A 20,372-nucleotide genomic window follows, 5' to 3' on the forward strand; every position below is an offset into this window, starting at 1 on the left:
AGCTAAACCAGTAAATCGGTGGATGGTGTTACCAATGTGCGGCAAGGTGTTCGGCCACAAACTTGGCTATCCAAGGCTGCGCTTCAGGTTTGGGGTGTAAACCATCTGCCATCATCCATTCTGGTTTGAGGATCACTTGCTCAAGAAAGAACGGGATAAGCGGGATAGAAAACTGCTCAGCTAGGCTAGGATAGATCTGGTAAAACGCATCACTGTACCGTTTGCCATAGTTAGGTGGGATACGGATCTGCATTAAGATGACTTTTGCGTTTTGAGCTTGGATCTGTTCAATCATAGTGGTGAGGTTATGAGTGACCGTTTGCAGTGGGAAACCACGTAAACCGTCGTTGGCTCCTAATTCTATCAGTACGGTATCGGGCTGATGTTGGCTCAGAAGAGAGGGCAGGCGGGCGAGCCCGTTGCCTGTGGTATCACCAGAAATGCTCCCGTTCACTACGGTAACGGTTTGACCCTGTTCCACTAGCTCTTCGGCCAGTAAACTTGGCCAAGCTTGTTCGATAGGCATTTCGTACCCTGCGCTTAAACTGTCGCCGAGTACCAATAACGTTTTACTGCTGGCTGCAGCAGAAAAGAGAACAACAAACAAAAAGGAAAGTAGTCGAGTCATGCAATCATCCATCATTTCAGCGCAATCACTATCCAAATTAGTCTCCACTAATCAGGAGCATTTAACAATCCTTAAACAGGTGAATCTCTCGATTCAAGCGGGAGAAAGTGTGGCGATTGTCGGTGCATCCGGCGCGAGAAAATCGACGCTGATGACGCTACTGGCGGGGTTAGATACGCCAAGTGAAGGGGAAGTGTATCTGTTGGGGAAGCCACTTTCACAACTGGATGATGAAGCCCGCGCCGCACTGCGCAGTGAATCCGTTGGGTTTGTGTTCCAAAGTTTTCTGCTTATTCCGAGCCTGTCGGCGCTAGAAAATGTCACTCTGCCTTGTTTGTTAAAAGGTGAGGCGGAGGATCGCGAGCGCGCCCAGAAGCTGCTCAAAGCGGTCGGTTTGGAGCATCGAATGCACCATTCGCCCGCACAACTGTCGGGCGGTGAGCAGCAACGCGTAGCGATTGCTCGCGCATTTATGATAAGCCCCCAAGTGCTGTTTGCTGATGAGCCAACGGGCAATTTGGATCAAGAAACAGCTGCAAAAGTGATTGATTTACTGTTTGAACTGAACCGTGAACACGGCACCACACTAGTGCTGGTGACGCATGACCCTAAACTCGCGCAGCGTTGTCAGCGCCGATTCTTCATGCAAGCGGGTGAACTGGAGGAGCGCGTATGAAGGCCTTGCCTCCCGCATCGCTCAATCGCCGCTTGTTGCGTTGGAGCTTAAGTGAAATTCGTCACGGGCAGTTATGGCCGGTGACTGTTGCGCTGACCTTAATCATTGCCTCGATTTTTGCATTAACCGCACTCGCGCAGCGTATGGAGCAAGTGATTGTGAAACAAGGGCGTGATGCGTTAACCGCTGACACGGTATTTGTTTCGGGCAACCCACTTCCTGAGTCCTTATTGACCCTGACCGCGCAGCAAGCCAGTCAAACATCACAAATGACCCGTTTTGCGACTATGGCCTTTAGCGATCAAGGCATGCAGTTAGTCACTGTCAAAGCGGTAGATAGTGCTTATCCATTGCGTGGTGAGATGCGTTTAAGTGATGGTCAGCAAACCTTTAATCATGTGGCGAGTAACCAACTTTGGCTTGAGCCGCGAGTCAAAGATCAGTTAGGAGTGAATATCGGTGACAATGTCACGATTGGTGATGCGGACTTTGTGGTCAGCGGCGAAGTGTTGGAAGAACCAGGACTGAGCTTTAACCCATTCCAGCAAATGCCATCGGTTTACATCCATGCTTCTGATGTGGATAAAACTGGCGCGATTCAGCCGGGGAGTCGGGTGCAATTTAGCCTATTTATGACTGGTGATGACTCTGCGATTGAATCGATAAAACAACAAGTGAGCTTAACGGCGAGCGATCGCTGGCGCGATCAAGAAAGTGGCAGCCGCACTAATGAGGTGTTTGAACGCACTCAACAGTATTTATCCCTGACTGTAGCGATTGTGATCTTGATGGCCGCGACCACCCTAGTGCTGACCTGTCAGCATTACGTTTCCACCCGCACGCATACGATTGCGATGTTAAAAAGTCTCGGAGCAAGTCGCCGCTGGTTACGCCGTTGGTTAGCGTTGCAAGTTGGATTGTTATTGGTATTTGCGGTGGTGTTGGGCAGCGTCATTGGTGTTGGGCTGGAGTCGTTGTTACGTTTACCACTAAAAGATTTGTTGCCCGACCCGCTCCCCAGTTACGGTTTGCGTCCGCTGTGGATTGCACTTGCCAGCAGCTTATTGATTGCGGTGCCGGCTCTGGGGATCCCGCTGGGGCGTCTATTGAGCGTGAGTGCGGTTGCGGTTATGCAGCCGGTGGCGGCGCAAACTCGTTGGCAGCGCAATCTACTGCTGATCATGGTACCGATTGTGCCGCTACTGCTGGTGTATTGGCAAAACCAACTGATCTGGATTGTGCTGATCGGTATTGTGGTGCTGTTTGCGGTGTTAGCGGTGGTCAGTGTTCTTGTAACTCGTCTGCTGGCTAAGCTACCGCTCAATCCTGCTATGGCATTGGCTCTGAGCCGAATTAACCGCTCTGGTACAGCAAGTGGTTTGCAGTTTGGCGCGTTAGCCCTCTCTTTGATGTTGCTCGCCATCATCTGGTTAGTGCGTACCGATTTGCTCTCAGATTGGCAGCGCACCTTGCCGGAAAATGCGCCGAATGCGTTTGCACTCAACATCAGTGAATCCGAAAAAGCCAGTTACCTTGCGGCATTAGATACAGCAAGCATTGAGCGCTCTGCTGCTTATCCCATCATGCGTGGACGCTTAACGCATATTAACGGTCAAGAGGCGAAACAATACGCGCAAAATGGTGAAGAGAGTTCAGATGCGCTGCGCCGTGAGCTGAATTTAACCTGGGCAGAGCAGTTACCCGATTACAACCCCATTTTGCAAGGAGAGTGGCAAAGCCAAAATGGCGTATCGGTTGAGCAGGAAGTGGCGAGCGACCTCGGGCTTAAACTTGGGGATACGCTGACGTTTATGATCAATAGCCAAACGGTGAGCGCGCAAGTGAACACCATTCGTCAGGTCGAGTGGCGTGAAATGAAGCCCAATTTTTACTTCATTTTTAGTCCGGACGTGGTGCAAAACTTGCCAGCCAGTTATTTGATCAGCTTCCGCATTCAGTCCGAACATGATGCGTTGCTCGGTCAGCTCTCACGGCAACACCCGACGGTGAGCTTGATGGACATTCGCACCATGGGAGCCAAAATCCAAGCCTTGTTGACCCAAATTGTTTGGTCTGTGACGGTGTTGGCGGCACTCGGTGTGCTAGCAGGGGTATTGCTGATTTTTACTTTGCTGCGCTTAAGTCTCAGTCAGCGTCAGCAGGAGATCCGCCTGTATCGCACGTTAGGGGCGAGTCGCCGCCGAGTTATGCACACCATTTGGGCTGAGTATGGGGTGATGGCGTTAGTCGGAGGGTTAGTGGCCAGCGTGAGTGCTGATGCAGTCGTCGCTGCAGTCATGAAATGGGGATTTAGCCTGACTCCGAGTCTGCATATGGCGCTGTGGTTCGTGCTCCCTGCGTTGACTTTTTGCACACTTGCTGTGGTTGTGAGCAGTTTGTTGAAACGCCTGTTAGCCCCCGTCAATAAAGCCTTCAGCGATTGAGCATTGGGGTAAATGGGTTAGTTATCCACAAAATCAGTGGATAACTTTTGGGATAAGTAAAGTAGCGGATGAAGGGGGTTGGGTTGCCAGCCCCGTAGTGGCCGAGGTTTGCGAGGATCGGTTATTCACAAAGTGGTGAAAAGGGAAAAATGGCAAATCTCAGTCAAGCGTTTTTTTTGACTTTTTTTCGGCTAAAAATCCGCTTTGTGAGCCATGAGTGTGTTTGATCAAAAAACCTTATGTTACAGGTTGTTTTTGTTACTTAAGGTCAAATTAGGCAAGCCATTTGCAGTCACTAAATCGTCAATTTTGTATGGCATGGTAAAACTTGAATCTCTCCCGATAACCGCTTGGGTTGGGAGAAAGGGCATCAAGTGAAAGGGAACCACCATGAAAATTGCCATTGCAGGAACGGGGTATGTAGGATTATCGAATGGAATACTGCTTGCTCAACACAATGAAGTGGTCGCATTGGATATCGTGGTCAGCCGAGTAGAGCAGATTAATGATAAGATTTCACCGATCGCCGATCCCGAAATTGAATCTTTTCTACAGCATCAACCCCTTAATTTTCGAGCGACTTGCGATAAACGAGACGCCTACCAAGACGCACAGTTTGTCGTGATCGCCACGCCTACCGACTATGACCCACAAACCAATCACTTTGATACACGAACCGTGGAAGCGGTGATTGATGATGTGTTGGCGATCAATCCACAGGCCATCATGGTGATTAAATCCACCGTGCCTGTGGGTTACACCAAACGCATCAAACAACGGCTCTGCTGTAACAACCTGATCTTTTCGCCAGAGTTTTTACGCGAAGGGCGTGCCTTGTATGACAACTTATACCCATCTCGGATCATTGTTGGAGAAAAGTCGGAGCGCGGCCAAGCGTTTGCAACCTTGTTGGCTCAGGGGGCAAAAAAATGGATATTCCGATTTTGTTGACTCACTCGACCGAAGCTGAAGCGGTCAAACTTTTCTCCAACACCTATCTTGCAATGCGTGTATCGTTTTTTAATGAGTTGGATACGTACGCGGAAACCCATGGGTTAGACACCAAACAGATCATCGAAGGCGTAGGGTTAGATCCTCGCATCGGTAACCATTACAACAATCCTTCTTTTGGTTATGGCGGTTACTGCTTGCCGAAAGACACTCGCCAGTTACTGCGCAATTTTGAGGATATACCTAATAACCTGATCCGTGCGATTGTCGATGCCAATACCACGCGCAAAGACCATATTGCGTTTTCCATCTTGAACCGCAACCCGAAAGTAGTTGGTATTTACCGCTTAATCATGAAGTCTGGCTCTGACAATTTTCGAGCTTCATCCATCTTAGGCATCATGAAACGAATCAAAGCACAGGGGGTAGAAGTGGTGATTTACGAACCCGTGCTGAATGAATTGACCTTTTACGGCTCACCTGTGATTCGCGATCTTGCCCAGTTTAAAGCCATGGCCGAGGTGATAGTGACCAATCGCTGGGTGGCTGAGCTGGAGGATGTCGCGGAAAAAATCTACACCCGTGACCTGTTTGGTCAGGATTGAGTGATCGGCCGAGGATAAGTCCGCGTAAAAAATGTGATTTTATTAACGTTTCATACCCTTTAGAATGGCGACCACATTTCTTAGCCTTGATGTAACAGTAGGTAAAATATGACATTGCGATCTCAAGATCCCCGAATTGCTATCATAGGGGGCGGTATTGCTGGTGCGACGGCGGCCGTCCATTTGGGTGAGCTGGGACTCAATGTTGTCCTGATGGAAAAAAGTGCTGGTTTAGTCAGTGGGCCACCGATTTGTCATCTGCATGCCGGGGGCAATCTCTATCGAGAAATTCCCGAGCAGCAGTGTATCGACCTATTGGAGCAGTCAATTGAAACGGTACGCCTTTATCCACACACTTTAAATGTTCGCCCAACCTTAATTGCTATCCCGCAATCCGATCTGGGTCAACCCGAAGAAATTCTGCCGCGCTTAGTGACCATTCAAAACGCGTATCGTAAGTTGGTGGAGCAAGATGCGGCCAATCAAGTGCTCGGCGCGGTCGATAATTACTATCGCTTGTATCAGCGTGAAGAGTTAGAGCGTTTGGCGCAGCAGCAACAAGCCAATCCACCGCAAAGCGATGATGAGTGGGTGATTCCGTTTGCTCAGCATGCCGATCTTACACAGCTCAAATATCCTGTCGTGTTGGTTCAAGAATACGGTTGGAGTGTGTTTCGCTTAGCGGCCAGTGTCGATCTGACTCTCGAAGCCTTACCCAATTGCCAAGTGATGTTGCGCACTGAACTGGTGGATGCCACGTTTCAAGACCACCAGTGGCGATTGACTTATCTTGATGCGCAAGGGGAGCGCCATACTCAAACTGTGGATTATCTGGTCAATGCTTGTGGCTTTGAGACAGGACGGGTGGACGATATGGCTCGCCACCACAGACAACGTTTGGTGGAGTTTAAAGCGGCGTATGTCACTCACTGGCCTGCATGTCATCAGTGGTGGCCAGAAGTGATTTTCCATGGCCCACGTGGTAGCGAAGATGGCATGGCGCAGCTTACCCCTTATGCCGATGGCACGTTCCAACTGCATGGCATGACGGAATCCATCACCTTGTTTGCGGATGGTTTGGTCGCCTCGACTCCGACATCCGCGCAGCCACAGCTGCCTTTGTATCTGCAACACAAGATTGAGCGTGGCTGGCCGATGTCGGCACAAAAAGATCGCACTGTGCGTGCGATACAGCATATGAGCCGCTTTGTGCCCAGTTTTGATAATGCGGAGTTTGCGGGCACACCGCTATTTGGTGCGCAGCAGATCCCCGGTGACGATGTGACACTGCGTGCGGCGGACGTCAGTTTTGAAGCCAATCAGTACGCGAGACTCGAAGTGGTCAAAGGTTCATCGGCGCTGAGAGCCGCTCGCCAATTGGTTGCGGTTTGGCAACTCAAGCCAGATGCTGGTGAGTTATCGATTGAGGCTGAGCATCCATGCAGTATGGCCTTCACTGCGCAGCAGGTGGAGCAGCAGGCGATACGCTTATGCCACGCGCGTGGTTATCCCGCCGCGTTAGCCAAGGTGTATGGGCTTTAAAGTCTCAATAACGGAAGTTTCAAAAAACGGAAAGGATCAGTAACCGAAAAATCGTGCCCACTGACACCATACCGCTTGAAGCCCAGCGAGATCGCCAGCGACAAACTGTACTGAATGTCCCGGCTTGGCTTGCGCTAAACGGGGCAGATCGATTCTCGCCACACAACCTAGCTTGGGATACCCGCCAATCGTCTGCCGATCATTGAGCAAAATGATTGGCTGACCATTCGGCGGAACTTGAATCGCCCCCAAGGCAATCCCCTCAGAGAGAATGGCTTGATCCGGTGGCGATATGGTTTCACCTTGCAAGCAATAGCCCATGCGATCGCTGTTTGGGGTCACGATAAACTCGCTGCGGTAGAAGCTTTCCATCGCGGATGGTGAAAACGCTTGATATTGGTAACTCTCAATCACGCGCAGTCGCAGAGGTAAGTTGTAATCAGGTCGAAAACGAAACGTCATCTGCACCGGTTTCTGGGCAATCTGCTGCGCGGAAAATGCTAAGTCATCACCCGTTTGCAGCGCCAGCCCTTGCGACGTCAGTCCCCCTAAGCCTTGCCGAACATGGGTAGATACAGAGCCCAGTTGTGGGGAGACCGTAAACCCTCCTTGAACCGCAAGATAGGCGCGTAGCCCGTTGCGTGGTAAACCAAAGCGCAGCGTTTGTCCTTGCTTGGCATAAAATCGGCTCCAACTGGCGATGGGGTGACCGTCTAGCGTGGCATTGAGATCGCCACCGGCAATCGCCAATTGCGCGTCGCTGCGTAAAAGAAATTCCGCTGGACCGAGCGTGATTTCTAAGGTGGCGCAATTGACGGGATTGACGAGTAAATGGTTAGCCCAACTGTAGGCGTATTCATCGATAGGGCCGGAAGGGGTGATCCCGAAATGACTGAACCCATAGCGACCCAAGTCGTGAAGTAGCGTGAGAGGCCCCGCTTTGAGCACGTGCAGCTTACCTAGCATGTTCCTTCCTTATGGAAAATATTCCCTGCTTATTCCTCTGTTACCTGAGGCAGCTCCGGTGTTGGCCATCTTAAGCTCTGTGGATTGAGTGCGGCTCAATCACACCGCCCAACTGAATAAACTCATCACGTCGAATCGAGCGAAATCGTACTTGAGTGCCAATCTGCCACGGTGACATCGGTTCTTGTTGCGGGTCAAACAAGGTTTGCGGACAGTTACCGATAATGTTCCAGCCGCCCGGAGAGGCGTTGGGATAAATGGCCGTTTGTTGCTCGGCAATCCCTACGCTGCCTTTGGGGAGCATTAGGCGCGGGGTAGCACGTCTGGGGCGGCGCAGCGGCTCGGCGACTTGAGTCATAAAGGCAAATCCGGGAGCAAAGCCAATCGCCGCCACCGTGTAAGTCACAGAGGTATGCAACTGAATCACTTCTGCTAATGCAAGCCCTTGTTCCTGATAGCGAATGAGGTCAAGTCCCACATCAGGATGGTAGTACACGGGGAGCTCAATGAGATTGGCGTTCGCGTGGTTGGCCTGTCGCGGTTGATTAAGCAGTAAAGTCAACTGCGCCACCAACTCCTTTTGTGTTAAACGGTAGGGTAAATAATCAATCAGCAAGGTGGTGTAAGAAGGAGTGACGTTCATCAGTCCATAGGCCAAACTCTGCATGATGTCATGCGCACATTGGCCAATATGCATCGCTAAGGTTGCATCAGCCGGATGCAGAAAGCGCACCAGTATGCTGCCTTCTGCAATCGGCTCAATTTCAAACGGGATGGACATGGCCTACTCATCCAACGCAGCACGAATTCTGGCGATGAGCGACACGGCGTTTGGGTTATCGCCGTGCACACATAAAGTATCCGCTTCAATCGGGATGACGAACCCATCAGAACTGGTGACTTTGCCGTAACGGGCGATTTGTCGCACTTGGTTGAGAATGGCTTCTTCGCTACTGAGTACCGCATTGGGTTGTGAACGCGGTGTCAGCTTGCCATTGGCGAGATAGGTACGGTCGGCAAAAGCTTCAAACAGCAGGGGTACATCAAAACGGTCCGCAATATCGAGATAGTCTTGATTGTTGGCAGAAGCGAGCACCATCAAAGGCAGGTTAAAACAGGAAACGGCATCGACCATCGCACGAAAGATGCTCGGGTCGCTCATCATGTCGTTATACAGCGCGCCATGAGGCTTCACATAGCTCAATTGGCCATTTTTACTTTCACACAGCGCCTTCAGTGCGCCGACTTGGTAAAGAATGATTTCACTCACTTCTTGCTCATTCATCGCCAACGAGCGGCGCCCAAATCCTTGCAAATCTGGGTAGCTAGGATGGGCACCTATCATCACTTCATGCTCAAGCGCTAAATCTATCGTACGGCTCATAACATGAGGATCGGACGCGTGAAAGCCACAAGCGATATTGGCCATATCAATCCAAGGCATCACTTCTTCATCGGCCCCCATAGTCCAGACGCCGAAGCTTTCGCCCATATCGCAATTGAGTTGGATTGTCCGTTTGCTCACTGATGTACATCCTTCTGTAAACTCTGCCCGCTAAAGTAGCGAAAAAGAGTGATTTCGTCAGCCGAATTCGCTTTCTCATTGAGAAATTTGCGTGTTTACAGAGCATCCCACATCATCAGGAATCTCATCGGTTGCTTTTGTATTAACCATGAAAAGCGGAAATAGCTAAAAATGAAACGTCGTTTCTAAGAACTTAAGTGTGGATCTCAGATTTAACATGATGTCTTCAGGTATAGTGCAACCTATTTTTAAAATCCAGAGGCATCAATGCTTTGGCGATCGCTGAAAAGCCGTTACAATCGCCGAAAACATGAAGGAGGCTAGGTATGAAAGTATTGGTTACAGGTGGCATGGGTTACATTGGCAGTCACACCTGTATTCAGATGATCCAAGCGGGAATGACCCCAGTGATCCTCGATAATTTGTACAACAGTAAAGCAACGGTCCTTGATCGTATTGAAAAAGTGATTGGCATTCGCCCTCAGTTTGTTCAAGGTGACATCCGTGATAAAGCTTTGCTGGTTGATCTCATGCAGCAGCATAACATTGAGGCGGTTGTGCATTTTGCGGGCCTCAAAGCGGTGGGTGAGTCCGTACAAAAACCGCTCGAATATTATGATAACAACGTGAATGGCACCTTAGTTTTGGTGGCGGCGATGCGTGAAGCGGGCGTGAAATCGCTGGTGTTCAGCTCATCTGCAACGGTATATGGCGATCCTGCGTCTGTGCCGATCACCGAATCTTTCCCAACCAGCGCGACCAACCCATACGGGCGCAGCAAGTTGATGGTGGAAGAGTGCTTGACCGATTTCCAAAAAGCTAACCCAGACTGGAGTATTACGCTACTGCGCTACTTTAACCCGGTTGGCTCTCATCCCTCTGGCGAGTTGGGTGAAGATCCACAAGGCATCCCTAATAACTTGATGCCGTTTGTGTCTCAGGTTGCGGTAGGGCGCCGCGAGTATCTTTCCGTGTTTGGTAGCGATTATCCGACCAAAGATGGCACAGGGGTGCGTGACTACATCCATGTGATGGATCTGGCGGACGGTCATATTGCCGCGCTGCAAAAAGTCGGCACTCGTGCGGGTCTGCATATCTACAACCTAGGCACAGGGAATGGCTACAGCGTGCTTGAAATGGTGAAAGCGTTTGAAGCGGCTTCGGGTTGCGCTGTTCCTTATAAACTGGTGGAACGTCGTCCGGGGGATATCGCGGAGTGCTGGGCTGACCCGACAAAAGCTGCGCAAGATCTCGGCTGGAGAGCAACCCGCACCTTAGATGAAATGACGCAAGATACTTGGCGCTGGCAGTCGAATAATCCGCAAGGCTACCCAGAAGCTTAAACAGTCATTAGTGACTGTTGCTATTGAATACAAACGCCCATCAATCATGATGGGCGTTTGCTTATGCGCATCGCTGAGTTGAAACCTAAATTAGGTGCGGTAGCGCGCGAGGATCTCTCCTAAATTGCGTGTCGCTTGAGTAATTTCACTGACACCTTGCGATGTCTGCTCTGCAACACGGCGCAGCGTGTTGGACTGGCTGCGAATATCACTTAGTTCGGATGAAATATCGCTGGCAACCGAGCTCTGTTCGCTGGCTGAAGTGGAAATTTGCACACTGAGATCATTGATAAGCTGCGCCGAATGCGCGATGGCTTGTACATCGTTACCTACTTCACTGACCAATTGGCTGCTGGTGTGTGCTTGGCTCACCGTCTGCTCGGTAAGTTTGGCGATGTTTTGGCTTTCCACCTGTAGCTTTTCAATCATGGCTTGAATTTCCACTGTGGCCGATTGAGTGCGACTGGCCAAAGTGCGGACTTCATCGGCAACCACCGCAAAACCTCGACCTTGTTCACCGGCGCGAGCTGCTTCAATGGCGGCATTGAGTGCCAAAAGATTGGTTTGCTCTGAAATGGCATTGATGGTGGTGATCACCGCATTAATCTGCGTTGCATTGGTGTTGAGGGTTTCGACTGAGGATGACGCTTGGGCGATGTAACGTGAGAGCTGTTCAATATCTTGAATCGCTTTTCTTACTCGCTGCTGGCTGCGTTCAACCTGCTTGGTGTCTTGTTCCGTTTGTTCGGTGGCACGCTGTGAGGTCGTCGAAACTTCGGCTGCTGAAGCCGTCATCTCTTCCATCGCGGTGGCCACCGAATCGAGCGAACTGTATTGATTCTGAATCTGTACTTCCGATTCTTTCACTTCGTGAGCAAAAGTCATTGCGGTGTCACGTAGTGTGGCGCTGTTTTGTTTTACGGCCACAATCAGTTCTGCAAGTGTATCCATGGCTTTATCGAGCGCACAACCAATCGTACCGAACTCATCACGTCCGGGATGGAAACCGAGTCGTGACGTAAGATCGCCTTCAGCGATTTTTTGGGTGGTGGTGTAAAGCACTCACAAGGCACCACCAATAAAGGTCGCGACCCAGTAAGTGAAAATGGCAAAAGGAATGGCCCACAAATAGGTGAGTAAAAAGCTGCGCAGGGCTTGCTCGCGAGCCGGCTGCTCATACTGTTTCATTGATTCCGTATAGGCATAGGCCTGACCGTTTGCGCTGGTGGCACTGGCTGTGACGACACCTTGTGAATAGATCGTGTCGCTTACGCGATTTTGCACTTTCAGTACGGAAAGTTGGCTAGGGTCGGGATGGTTGAGTAGCCCTTGTAATTTGTATTCCACTGCCAATTGAGACTGCTGCTCAATGCTGGCAAGAGTGTGCCAATAGCGCATACCTGCAATTGTGGTGATTGCGCTTAAAAACAGTAAAAAGATCACCCACATTTTGTCGTTAATCGACATGCGAATGAACACTCGGTCAATCGTCCTGAATTGAATTTCTCTCATGATGGCTCCTGCATAGCAAAAATAGCTGGCACAAGTTAATCATATTCAAGTGACAAAAGTGAGATTCATGTTCAATAAAAATGAAAGAATAAGAGAGGGTTATTTCAATAATGAGATTTGCATCAAGAAGTCGAGTTGCATAAAAATAGGGCGAATAGAAGCCTATTCGCCCTTAAAATCTGCTTTTATCTTTAAACGCTACCTAAGTCATAAGGGGAGCGTTAGGGTTAACCGAGAGCGGGGAGTATGCCTAACGTAATCAATAGCTGTGCGCCGATGATGAGCAGCCCGACCAAACCTGTCACAAGCAGGGCCCCCTTGCCCCCTGTAACTTGATAGTGTTGCTCGGTGGCTTGTTGGCGCACTTTGATCACCATCACCAGAGGTAAAAAGATGGCCAGAATGGCGAGCGCAATCGCGGCATAGCCCAGCGCCATAATGAAGCCTTGCGGGTAGAACAGTGCAAAAATCAGTGGTGGTAAGAAAGTGACGACAGACGCTAATGGGCGGTTCATTTTACCTTGTTGGTTACGTAGAGAATCCCCCATAAATTCAAACAAACCTAGACTAACACCCAAAAACGAGGTGAGTAGAGCAAGGTCAGCGAAAACACCGATGATGTTGCCAAGATTCGATTGGTGCACCGTGGTCGAGAGTACACCGATGAGCGCCGTGAGCCCCATATTGTCGAGTAGGGCAGATTGACTTACTACCCCAAGAGTGACCAACTGCCAGAAAATGTAAATCACTAGCGGAATCGCAGAGCCGATCAAAATCGCTTTGCGCAGCGCAGGGGTATCACCATCCAAGTAATTCACAATCGCAGGAATACTGCCGTGGAAACCAAAGGAAGTAAAAATGACGGGAATGGCCGCGACAATCAAGCCCTGCTGAATCGGCATACTCAGTAAGTAAGACTGCGAAACGTTGGGCGCCAGGAAAAACAGTACCGCTACCATAGCGATCATCTTTCCGGCAAATAATACGCGATTGACGCGATCCACTGTGCCTGTTCCAACGGTGACGACCAAAGCGACAATCAAGGTAAACAGCAAAGTACCGCTCGAACTTTCAACGTTCACGCCGGTGAAATCGGTAATTCGTTGGGTAAATTGTGCGCCGCCGCCAGCAATGTAGGCCGCACACAGCGAGTAAAACAAAAATAACATAGCGAACGTCGCTACCCATTTACCTTTATCGCCTAAAATCTGTTTGGCGAGAGTATGCAAAGTTGCCTCTTTATCCGCGTACTGGTGGATTTCTACCATCAGCAATGCAGTAAATGCCATCAGCATCCACAAGCCGAGCATAATCATCAATGAGGTTGAGAAGCCAATACCGGCGGAAGCTAGAGGCAGAGCTAGCATTCCTGCACCAATCGTGGTGCCCGCGATAATCAAAGTACTGCCTAAAAGCTTTGATTGCGTCATATGTAAACTCTTTTATACGTTATTAGATGTTGCGCTTAGTGGTTTGTGCGAAATTTGACCGATTAATAATCTCATTTCGCTAATTTTTGGCTATTCTGTAGAAGCTTTCGATTTGCGTCAATTTGTTTGTAAAAGTTTAAATCCGAAACTGTAATTAATAATTTACACTTTGTGTGACTGAGGTTTTTACCACAAAGAAACCTTGGTACTTACTACAAGCTGTGGTAAACCTTATTGGCGTTTCTGGAAGCGGTTACGATGAACATCTCACCAGAAACCGTTATCCCCATTCAACGTGAAGCTGAACCTTCAAGTCGAAAGGGTATAAAAGGATGAAATAAGTATGAATTAAGGAGGTCAACAATGAGTGACCACAATCACAATGATGAATGTCTAGAGCTGCTTGATGCGATGGAGATTGGTTTTACGCTCAGCGATTACCAAGCCAAAGAACACGCTGAATCTGACGTTTCACCAGCATAAATTCCCCCCCACGCTTTTCGCGACGTTTAGAGAAAGCCAAACGCCGTTCACTTTGATACAATCCGCGCCCCAAAAGCTATTAGGTACGCGACATGTCAGAACTCTCCATCACTTTTTCGCAATTAGGCTTGGATTCTCGTCTGCTGAATACATTGAGCGAGCTTGGGATCGTCAATCCCACTCCAATCCAACAGCAAGCTATTCCTCATGTATTGCAAGGAAAAGATGTACTGGCAGGGGCGCAAACCGGAACCGGTAAAACGGCGGCATTTGGTTTACCTTTGATCCAACGCTTTATTGAGCAGCCTTGGCAGCGTGAAGCAAACAGCAAAGAGATCCGAGCATTAGTGCTTGTGCCAACGCGTGAGTTAGCTCAGCAAGTATTGGATAGCCTACAAGCCTACGCGAAAGGAACGGAGCTTAAGATCGTAGCCGTTTATGGCGGCACGAGCATGAAGGTGCAACTCAATCATTTGCGTGGCGGTGTGGATATTTTGATTGCGACGCCGGGGCGCTTGCTCGATCACGCCCATGTGAAATCACTGTTTTTGGGCAAAGTTGAAGTGTTGGTACTCGATGAAGCGGATCGAATGCTGGATATGGGCTTTATGCCAGATTTGCAGCGCGTGCTGCGCCGTTTATCGCCACTGCGTCAAACGCTGTTTTTCTCTGCAACGTTTGATAGCAAAATCAAAGCGGTCGCGTATCGCATCATGCGTGATCCTATCGAAGTGCAGGTGACGCCATCCAATTCCACGGCAGAAACCGTGCAGCAGATGGTGTATCCAGTGGATAAAAAGCGCAAGCGTGAACTGCTCTCTTATCTGATTGGCTCGAAAAATTGGCAGCAAGTGTTGGTGTTTACCAAAACCCGTCAAGGCAGTGATGCACTGGCGGAAGAACTCAAGTTGGATGGCATAAAAGCGGTGTCGATTAATGGCGATAAAAGCCAAGGCGCTCGCCAAAAGGCTTTGGATGATTTTAAAGCAGGTAAAGTGCGTGCTTTGATTGCCACCGATGTGGCCGCGCGTGGGTTAGACATTGCCCAGCTTGAGCAAGTGGTCAACTACGATATGCCATTTAAAGCGGAAGACTATGTACATCGTATTGGGCGTACGGGGCGCGCAGGTTTAGCAGGGTTGGCGGTCTCTTTGCTGTCGCATGATGAACAGCCACAACTTGAAGCGATTGAGCGTTTACTCAATACACGCCTGCCGCAAGAGTGGTTGAAAGGTTTTGAGCCTAGCCCTGTGGTGCATGAGGAGAATTCACCGCGTCGCTCGGTTGGTCGTTCGTCAGAAAAACGCAAACTAAAAGCACAGCTGAAAATCCATGCGCAGCGCGGTAAAAAAGCGCGTTAAGTAGGGTCAATAAGTAGCACCCATCGATATCCCGTTTGCTATCCCCAATCACAGCACATCGCAAATAGTGCATCGGAGGGGATAGCTCACATCGCCTATTACTCTTCCGTCTCTTTATAGACATCTCGCCAGTCGCAACTGAGGGTATACACCAGCTCATCCACCGAGTTGGGCTGCATAATGTAAGGCTTGGCGATATGAAACTTCTCAACCATCAATGCGTTAAACAACTGCCAATGTTTGAGTAAACAGGCGGAAACATCGTCAATTTCCGGGGCCCAAGTTGCACGCATAAAAGGCGTCAAACTGGCGGCGCTGTGAGTGTACATGATCATCTGCCATTTGATTTCCCACAAATGGATCGGAGATTGGGGATACTGACAGTTGTAGTCGTCCGCCAAGGATTCAACCAAGCGTTCAATCTCTCCAGAAGTATCGAGGAAATAATCGAATAATTTATCTTCTTGGCGTACGGCATCCGCAATCAATTGGATTGGCTGTTTAATGATTAAGCCATGTGCCAACAAGCGCATGATGAAAGAGTACAGCTTTACGTTGACGGGAGTTTCTGCCGGCATGGCTTGGAGCACCGTCTGCATGTAACGAATCATATAATCATGCAGGCCATCACTGATGCTGTGCCAGATCTTTTCTTTACTGCCGAAATGATGGCGGATCAAGCTGTGTGAGACGCCGGCCTTTTCACTGATATGGCGCAGAGAAACGCGTGAATAACCGAGCTCGCAGAACAGCTCTGCCGCTATGGTGATAATGTGATAACGCGTTTTTTGGGCATCTTGCGCACTACGCCGCCCCTGTTTTTTTTCAATCATGTCAACCTAATGTATAACGGTCACTGAGACGTCCCGATTTTTACCAGATCTGCGCCGATTTTTCATGGCTCTTGTGCTTAAAAGTGGAATTTTTGGGAAAAACTCATTGGGATGAGGCATAAAAAGCAGCAATGTCGCGCAAATCTTGATCATTTAAACGTTGCAACTGAGCTCTCATCATCTCCGCCATTGGGCCTGTGCGCTCGCCTAGTTGATAAGCCTTCATCGCGCTATACAGGTATTCTGCGCTTTGCCCATCAAGGTTAGGATAGCTGACCTGAGTAGCTTTGCCGTCGGTGCCGTGGCAAAACACACAACTTGGTGCTTTTTGTTTACCGAGTACCGGATCGCCACTGGCGAAGAGCGGAGTCGAAACAAGGGTTAAGCAAAGCAGAGAGCACACAACGCGCATCAATAAACTCCAAACAAGAGGGTGTAAATCAGTGCGCGGAGTATAAAGCTTCCCCTAAGGGGAAGCTCAAGAGAGCGCGAGCGAGAATGAAGAGAGTTTACGAGCCTGTTGGCATTCTCAACCTCACTCAAGCCAGTAAGGTGCGCAGTTTGGCGAGTAGGGTATCAATATCCTGACGTGTAATGTCTTTATGTGTCACGAAGCGCACTGGATTACCCGCGGTGATGATAATGCCTTCTTGGCGAAGTTGCTGGGCGATGGACTGGATATCGACTGTCGCGTCCAATTTAGCAAACACAATATTGGTCTGTACCCATTCGGTATTAACCGAAAACCCCGGTAAAGCATTCAGCCCCAAAGCCAGATGACGAGCATTATCATGATCGGTCTTGAGCTGCGTGACTTGCTCGGTGAGCGCCAATTTCCCCGCTGCGGCTAAAATGCCCGCTTGGCGCATACCGCCACCGACCATTTTTCGCCAGCGTCTCGCTTTGGCAATAAAGTCCTTGGAACCGAGCAGTAACGAACCGACTGGCGCGGCTAAGCCTTTGGATAGACACACGGTGATCGAATCAAAATACTGCGCGATCTCTTTGACATCCACATCCAGTGCGACCGCCGCGTTGTAGACCCGAGCCCCATCAAGGTGCAGTTGCAAACCATGTTGATCAACAAACTCGCGCGCCTTCGCCAAATAACTGAGTGGAAGCACTTTACCATTGATGGTGTTTTCCAAGCTGAGCAGTTTGGTGCGGGCAAAATGCGCATCATCCGGTTTGATCGCGGCTTTGAGTTTGGCGAAATCGAGTGTGCCATCCGGTTCATTGTCAATCGGTTGTGGCTGGATAGAGCCAAGTACGGCGGCTCCGCCAGCTTCATAACGATAGTTATGGGCTTGCTGGCCACACAAATATTCGTCGCCGCGCTCGCAATGAGCGAGTAAACCTAACAAATTGGCTTGAGTGCCTGAGGTGGTAAACAGCGCTGCTTCAAAGCCATGGCGCTCGGCCGCCCACTGTTCTAACTCGTTGACGGTGGGATCATCGCCATACACATCGTCACCCACAGGGGCTTGTGCCATCGCTTGACGCATCGCGTCGGTCGGTTGGGTAACGGTATCCGATCGAAAGTCCATCTTTTCTCCTACAAATATCCGCAAAGTTTGGCTTTACTTAAACAAGCAATGGTTTTGGAATCGGTGATTTCGCCGAAAACAATTTTACGTTCTAATTCTTGTGGGGTAAGAAAGAGGACTTCAATCACTTCGTCCTCATCGCAAGAATAGCGCGCCGTTTTGCTTAGGTTTTTTGCGACAAACAGATGTTGAATTTCATCGCAGAAACCCGCGAGCGGCGTGACTTGACCGAGTTCGATAAATTGCTGAGCGCTAAAGCCGGTTTCTTCCTCTAATTCGCGCTGCGCACAGGAAAGAGGCGGTTCCCCCTCTTCTATAGTGCCAGCAGGAAGTTCGAGTAACCATTTTTTGAGCGAGGGGCGAAATTGGCGTATCAGTACAATCTCGCCTTGGTCAGTCAGTGGCAAAATCACTGCCGCACCGGGGTGTGAAATCGTGGTATGTGTGACCGAGTGGCCATTCGGAAGCAAAACCTCCTCCTCGACCAGTGCGATGTTTTTCCATTGATGGATGATTTTGCTCATGGAGTGTGTCTTGTCAAAATAAAGCGGTGATCAGGGAGTCACCTTACCTTAGGTTCAGTGGCATCCCCAAGAATAAATTGTACTTTTTGCGTCGTGTCTGTGGAAATGGCGAGAAGTTGAGCCGCTAAATGTGCAATCAATGATTACCAATTGTTTCAAGGAAATGAGATCTGTTATAAGGATGCGCAAAACAAAAAATAGACTTTGTAACAAATCGACAACAATTGTATAAAGCGATTGTTTATTGAAACTATTGTTTATAGAGCCATTGTTTATAGAAACAGTGCTTATTGAAAACGTGTTACCCAATTTGGGCTTTGTCTGAGGAATCAAGAGATGCTGCAACCCACCCACAGCTCACATGCGCGCAAAGCGCTGCTTTCAGAGCGAATCAATAAGCTGGCCAAGGCGCTCTCTGATGGCGTGTATGAGCGTGAAAATACCATCAAGCTCTGTTTATTGACCGCATTGGCTGGTGAAAGTGTGTTTTTGCTCGGCCCACCGGGGATCGCCAAAAGCCTCATCGCTAAGCGTTTGATTCAAGCATTTGATAACAGCAGTTATTTTGAATACCTGATGACCCGCTTTTCAACCCCCGAAGAGGTGTTTGGGCCGCTGAGTATTCAAGAATTGAAAGACAATGGTCGTTATGTGCGCCTCACCCAAGGTTATTTGCCTACCGCACAGGTCGTGTTCTTGGATGAAATCTGGAAGGCGGGACCTGCCATCCTCAACACCTTACTGACGGTTGTCAACGAGAAAACCTTCAAAAATGGCAGCGATATTGAGCGCGTACCGATGCGTCTCTTGGTGACGGCCTCCAATGAACTCCCAGATGAAGACAGCGGCCTCGAAGCACTCTATGACCGTATGTTGGTACGAATTTTTGTAAATCGAATTCAAAACAAACAAAATTTCAAATCCATGCTTACCGTTGGTACAGCGCAAGAAGCGCAAATTCCAGCAGGGCTGGCGATCACCGATGAAGAGTATCACCAATGGCAGCATCAACTGGATAAGCTTGAACTCAGTGATGACGTTTTCGAAAAGCTCTACCAGTTGAAAACCATGGTTGAAGAGCGCTCAAAAGAGAGTGCGGGTTCAGATTTAGAGATGTATGTGTCTGACCGCCGTTGGAAAAAAGCGGCCAAACTTTTGAAAGCCAGTGCATTTTTTAATGGCCGTGATGAGATTAACCCGTTAGATCTACTGCTGCTGCAAAACTGCTTGTGGAATACCCCAGAATCGCATGATGTGGTGCATGAGGTGATCCGCGAATTTGCGCTGCGTTACGCCTTTGACCAAGCAGAAGTGGAGCAACAGCTCGATGTATGTCGACTTGAACTTGCCCAAATTCAAGAAGAGTTAGAGTCTGAGTTTGCCATGGTGCTGTCACTGGAAACCACCAATGGCTTAATCAAAAAACAAGTTCATCATCAATATGACCTGTCTGATGCCAAAATTTACAAAGTGGGCATGACGCCTGATTTGATTAAACTGGTGTTATTGCAGAGCAATATGTCCGTTTCTGAAGGTGAGAAAGGCGATAGCCGTTGGATTTACGTACAAAAAAGTGAATTAGAGCGCGTGATTAAAGAAGGGCACGGCGAAGCCTATGGCTATGTGAACCAAAACACCAATCTATGTCGCTTACGCTTTGATCTCGATGCCAGTAACAATCTGGTGATTAAAGATATTGCCAACCGCTCCGTGCTTCTGGCGATGGTCACCAAACAAGGTTTAGATGAGTCGCTGTATCAGAATTGGCTGACGAAAGCGGATCAAGCCATGGCGCAGCTCACTCATGCGGAACACCATTTACGTAAAGTGCGCCTCAAATTTCACGATGCGCTGCCGCACAGTTTCATCGACCCTGAATTGCCGACGGCAATGCAAGCGACCTTGCATGAGCTGCAGCAGCAGTTGGATGCCACTCAAGTTGAATGCGAGCGTAACGTAATGCGCATCCGTAACCTCAACCAATTTTTTGAATAGGGGTCAG

The 20,372-nt window shown here is 49.3% G+C and carries 15 protein-coding genes and 2 pseudogenes; 7 read left to right on the forward strand and 10 right to left on the reverse strand.

Annotation, left to right across the window (positions count from 1 at the left end; all coding sequences use genetic code 11):
- Positions 1 to 28: 28 nt before the first annotated feature.
- Positions 29 to 628, reverse strand: a complete 600-nt coding sequence (gene tesA / locus CEQ48_RS04515; RefSeq protein ID WP_157724684.1) for a multifunctional acyl-CoA thioesterase I/protease I/lysophospholipase L1 — start codon at positions 626 to 628, stop codon at positions 29 to 31.
- On the opposite strand from tesA, the gene CEQ48_RS04520 reads away from it, so the two are divergent.
- The 4 genes and pseudogenes from CEQ48_RS04520 to CEQ48_RS04535 all read left to right on the forward strand — a co-directional run bounded on the left by CEQ48_RS04520 (position 627) and on the right by CEQ48_RS04535 (position 6,846).
- The gene (locus CEQ48_RS04520; RefSeq protein ID WP_089070400.1) at positions 627 to 1,304 is read left to right on the forward strand and encodes an ABC transporter ATP-binding protein; all 678 of its coding nucleotides are present in this window, start codon (positions 627 to 629) and stop codon (positions 1,302 to 1,304) included. The two genes, tesA and CEQ48_RS04520, sit on opposite strands and share 2 nt — an antisense overlap.
- Entirely contained in the window at positions 1,301 to 3,748 is a 2,448-nt protein-coding gene (locus CEQ48_RS04525; RefSeq protein ID WP_089070401.1) for an ABC transporter permease, read from the forward strand. Before CEQ48_RS04520 ends, CEQ48_RS04525 begins: the two co-directional genes overlap by 4 nt.
- 390 nt (positions 3,749 to 4,138) lie before the next feature.
- Positions 4,139 to 5,304 (forward strand): annotated as a pseudogene (locus tag CEQ48_RS04530) (nucleotide sugar dehydrogenase).
- 108 nt (positions 5,305 to 5,412) lie between these two features.
- Positions 5,413 to 6,846 carry an FAD-dependent oxidoreductase gene (locus CEQ48_RS04535; protein ID WP_089070402.1) on the forward strand — a complete coding sequence of 478 codons (1,434 nt, stop codon included), beginning with the start codon at positions 5,413 to 5,415 and terminating at the stop codon, positions 6,844 to 6,846.
- A 36-nt stretch (positions 6,847 to 6,882) separates the two neighbouring features.
- Here CEQ48_RS04535 and CEQ48_RS04540 read toward each other — a convergent pair whose 3' ends face one another.
- The 3 genes from CEQ48_RS04540 to CEQ48_RS04550 form a co-directional block, all read right to left on the reverse strand.
- Positions 6,883 to 7,812 carry a 5-oxoprolinase subunit C family protein gene (locus CEQ48_RS04540; protein ID WP_089070403.1) on the reverse strand — a complete coding sequence of 310 codons (930 nt, stop codon included), beginning with the start codon at positions 7,810 to 7,812 and terminating at the stop codon, positions 6,883 to 6,885.
- 70 nt (positions 7,813 to 7,882) lie between these two features.
- On the reverse strand, positions 7,883 to 8,593 hold the full coding sequence (locus CEQ48_RS04545; RefSeq protein WP_089070404.1) for a 5-oxoprolinase subunit B family protein: 711 nt from the start codon (positions 8,591 to 8,593) through the stop codon (positions 7,883 to 7,885).
- Between the two features lie 3 nt (positions 8,594 to 8,596).
- Positions 8,597 to 9,337: a 5-oxoprolinase subunit PxpA gene (locus CEQ48_RS04550; RefSeq protein ID WP_089070405.1), complete on the reverse strand. Its 741-nt coding sequence runs from the start codon at positions 9,335 to 9,337 to the stop codon at positions 8,597 to 8,599.
- 326 nt (positions 9,338 to 9,663) lie between these two features.
- Here CEQ48_RS04550 and galE point away from each other — a divergent pair, with 326 nt between their 5' ends.
- Entirely contained in the window at positions 9,664 to 10,680 is a 1,017-nt protein-coding gene (galE, locus tag CEQ48_RS04555; RefSeq protein ID WP_000866935.1) for a UDP-glucose 4-epimerase GalE, read from the forward strand.
- Positions 10,681 to 10,770: 90 nt separating this feature from the next.
- Here the strand turns inward: galE and CEQ48_RS04560 are convergent.
- Positions 10,771 to 12,192, reverse strand: a pseudogene (locus CEQ48_RS04560) (methyl-accepting chemotaxis protein).
- Between the two features lie 227 nt (positions 12,193 to 12,419).
- Entirely contained in the window at positions 12,420 to 13,622 is a 1,203-nt protein-coding gene (locus CEQ48_RS04565; RefSeq protein WP_089070406.1) for an aromatic amino acid transport family protein, read from the reverse strand.
- 575 nt (positions 13,623 to 14,197) lie between these two features.
- On the opposite strand from CEQ48_RS04565, the gene CEQ48_RS04575 reads away from it, so the two are divergent.
- A complete protein-coding gene (locus CEQ48_RS04575; protein ID WP_089070407.1) occupies positions 14,198 to 15,466 on the forward strand; it encodes a DEAD/DEAH box helicase in 1,269 nt (422 codons plus the stop codon).
- Between the two features lie 98 nt (positions 15,467 to 15,564).
- On the opposite strand, the gene CEQ48_RS04580 is transcribed toward CEQ48_RS04575, so the two are convergent.
- From CEQ48_RS04580 to CEQ48_RS04595, 4 genes are all read right to left on the reverse strand, one after another.
- Positions 15,565 to 16,299, reverse strand: coding sequence for a TetR/AcrR family transcriptional regulator (locus CEQ48_RS04580; RefSeq protein ID WP_089070408.1), 735 nt, complete (start codon positions 16,297 to 16,299; stop codon positions 15,565 to 15,567).
- Positions 16,300 to 16,402: 103 nt separating this feature from the next.
- The gene (locus CEQ48_RS04585; RefSeq protein WP_001266838.1) at positions 16,403 to 16,711 is read right to left on the reverse strand and encodes a c-type cytochrome; all 309 of its coding nucleotides are present in this window, start codon (positions 16,709 to 16,711) and stop codon (positions 16,403 to 16,405) included.
- A 127-nt stretch (positions 16,712 to 16,838) separates the two neighbouring features.
- Positions 16,839 to 17,846, reverse strand: a complete 1,008-nt coding sequence (gene ltaE / locus CEQ48_RS04590; RefSeq protein WP_000347564.1) for a low-specificity L-threonine aldolase — start codon at positions 17,844 to 17,846, stop codon at positions 16,839 to 16,841.
- A gap of 8 nt (positions 17,847 to 17,854) precedes the next feature.
- Entirely contained in the window at positions 17,855 to 18,370 is a 516-nt protein-coding gene (locus CEQ48_RS04595; protein WP_089070409.1) for an NUDIX hydrolase, read from the reverse strand.
- Between the two features lie 336 nt (positions 18,371 to 18,706).
- Here CEQ48_RS04595 and CEQ48_RS04600 point away from each other — a divergent pair, with 336 nt between their 5' ends.
- The gene (locus CEQ48_RS04600) at positions 18,707 to 20,365 is read left to right on the forward strand and encodes an ATPase RavA domain-containing protein (RefSeq protein ID WP_089070410.1); all 1,659 of its coding nucleotides are present in this window, start codon (positions 18,707 to 18,709) and stop codon (positions 20,363 to 20,365) included.
- Positions 20,366 to 20,372: the final 7 nt, after the last annotated feature.

Source organism: Vibrio tarriae (assembly GCF_002216685.1).
GTDB lineage: Bacteria > Pseudomonadota > Gammaproteobacteria > Enterobacterales > Vibrionaceae > Vibrio > Vibrio tarriae.

Bases quoted from the DNA above. Each gene is read 5' to 3' on its own strand.
- CEQ48_RS04595 (WP_089070409.1), bottom strand. From the start codon at position 18,370: ATGAGCAAAATCATCCATCAATGGAAAAACATCGCACTGGTCGAGGAG.
- CEQ48_RS04540 (WP_089070403.1), bottom strand. From the start codon at position 7,812: ATGCTAGGTAAGCTGCACGTGCTCAAAGCGGGGCCTCTCACGCTACTT.
- tesA (WP_157724684.1), bottom strand. From the start codon at position 628: ATGACTCGACTACTTTCCTTTTTGTTTGTTGTTCTCTTTTCTGCTGCA.
- CEQ48_RS04585 (WP_001266838.1), bottom strand. From the start codon at position 16,711: ATGCGCGTTGTGTGCTCTCTGCTTTGCTTAACCCTTGTTTCGACTCCG.
- CEQ48_RS04580 (WP_089070408.1), bottom strand. From the start codon at position 16,299: ATGATTGAAAAAAAACAGGGGCGGCGTAGTGCGCAAGATGCCCAAAAA.
- galE (WP_000866935.1), top strand. From the start codon at position 9,664: ATGAAAGTATTGGTTACAGGTGGCATGGGTTACATTGGCAGTCACACC.
- CEQ48_RS04520 (WP_089070400.1), top strand. From the start codon at position 627: ATGCAATCATCCATCATTTCAGCGCAATCACTATCCAAATTAGTCTCC.
- CEQ48_RS04535 (WP_089070402.1), top strand. From the start codon at position 5,413: ATGACATTGCGATCTCAAGATCCCCGAATTGCTATCATAGGGGGCGGT.
- CEQ48_RS04565 (WP_089070406.1), bottom strand. From the start codon at position 13,622: ATGACGCAATCAAAGCTTTTAGGCAGTACTTTGATTATCGCGGGCACC.
- CEQ48_RS04575 (WP_089070407.1), top strand. From the start codon at position 14,198: ATGTCAGAACTCTCCATCACTTTTTCGCAATTAGGCTTGGATTCTCGT.
- CEQ48_RS04545 (WP_089070404.1), bottom strand. From the start codon at position 8,593: ATGTCCATCCCGTTTGAAATTGAGCCGATTGCAGAAGGCAGCATACTG.
- ltaE (WP_000347564.1), bottom strand. From the start codon at position 17,846: ATGGACTTTCGATCGGATACCGTTACCCAACCGACCGACGCGATGCGT.
- CEQ48_RS04525 (WP_089070401.1), top strand. From the start codon at position 1,301: ATGAAGGCCTTGCCTCCCGCATCGCTCAATCGCCGCTTGTTGCGTTGG.
- CEQ48_RS04600 (WP_089070410.1), top strand. From the start codon at position 18,707: ATGCTGCAACCCACCCACAGCTCACATGCGCGCAAAGCGCTGCTTTCA.